The 645-nt window shown below is 36.3% G+C and carries 1 protein-coding gene; it reads left to right on the forward strand.

The features are described from left to right. A partial coding sequence (locus IV513_RS16070; RefSeq protein WP_209391475.1) for an IS4 family transposase occupies window positions 1-645 on the forward strand: 645 nt, incomplete at both ends.

Here is a 645-nt window from a genome sequence, read left to right on the forward strand (position 1 = left end):
ACCTTCCAAATCTTCTATTAGCTACCAGAATGGAAAACGAGATGCAGATTTGTTTAAAGACGTGTATTTCAAACTATTAGAACAATTAGGACAGCACACCAAACAAAAACGAGTAAAGCTGAAAATAAAAGTTCCCGTTTATCTATTAGATTCCACTCTTATTTCCCTGTGTCTTTCTTTATTTGATTGGGCAACGTATCGCACTAAGAAAGGAGCCGTGAAAATGCATACCTTACTTGAATACGATGGGAAACTTCCTGCTTATGTGAATATTACCAAAGGAAGCGTTGCTGATAACAAGGGAGCGGAAAACATTCCCTTAGAGAAAGGTGCGGTGATTGTAGCCGACCGTTTTTACAACGATTTTCCGATGCTTTCTATTTGGGACAGCAAAGGTGTTTTCTTCGTAATAAGACATAAAGAAAATCTGAAATTTGAAACTTTACAGGAACGAGAACTTCCACCAAAAGGAGCTCAAAGCATCCTAAAAGACGAAGAAATAGTACTCTCAAATCCTTTATCCAAAGAAAAATATCCAAAAAAATTAAGAAGAGTGGCTATTTGGGATAATGAAAACAAGCAAACCATTGAAATGATTTCCAATAATTTCTCTTGGGCTGCTTCTACCATAGCAGAATTATACAA

The organism is Chryseobacterium sp. RR2-3-20 (assembly GCF_017808115.1).
GTDB classification, from domain to species: Bacteria; Bacteroidota; Bacteroidia; order Flavobacteriales; family Weeksellaceae; genus Chryseobacterium; species Chryseobacterium oryzae.